General features: G+C 32.6%; 1 protein-coding gene. It reads right to left on the bottom strand.

Going from position 1 to position 510, the window contains the following annotated elements; translation table 11 throughout:
* Positions 1-422, bottom strand: a 422-nt coding sequence (locus tag AC1DTM_RS31365) for a class I SAM-dependent methyltransferase (RefSeq protein WP_477001806.1), incomplete at its 3' end; no start/stop codon positions are given.
* Positions 423-510: the final 88 nt, after the last annotated feature.

Here is a 510-nt window from a genome sequence, read left to right as displayed (position 1 = left end):
CTTCTATGTGGTGGAATGTGATGCAAGCAACCGGAATCATATACAAAATCATATTCATCTTGAAAATCCAAATTAAAAATCGATTCACAAACAAATTGTATTTCTATTCCGTTTTCTAACGCCCTCTCTTTGGCCCAATTAATTCCTTCTATAGACAAATCTACGGCTGTTACATCAAACCCTTGTTTCGCTAAATAAATTGCATTTCTTCCTGGACCACATCCAAGCTCTAACACTTTCCCTTTTGAAATCCATTCTTTTTGTATATATGAAAMTAAATTCTCATCTGGAACATTTGCAAAAAAAGGAACATCCTTTTCTCTATTCGTGTAAAATTCATTCCAAAATGGTACTGCGGATCTTAATAAAGAATCCATCATCTTCAAAATATCTTCTTGTGTATGTAACGTTTCACTTTTCATCAAAACGCCTCCTGTTAAAAATTCAGAATAATTTTATAATAACACACCAGAGAGTTTAAACAAAAGAAAAGCTCCCCATTAATAAAGG

It is taken from the genome of Bacillus sp. P4_D3 (genome assembly GCF_056401855.1).
Note: the sequence above shows the minus strand (reverse complement) of the source record. Positions and strands in the feature narration are given on the sequence as shown.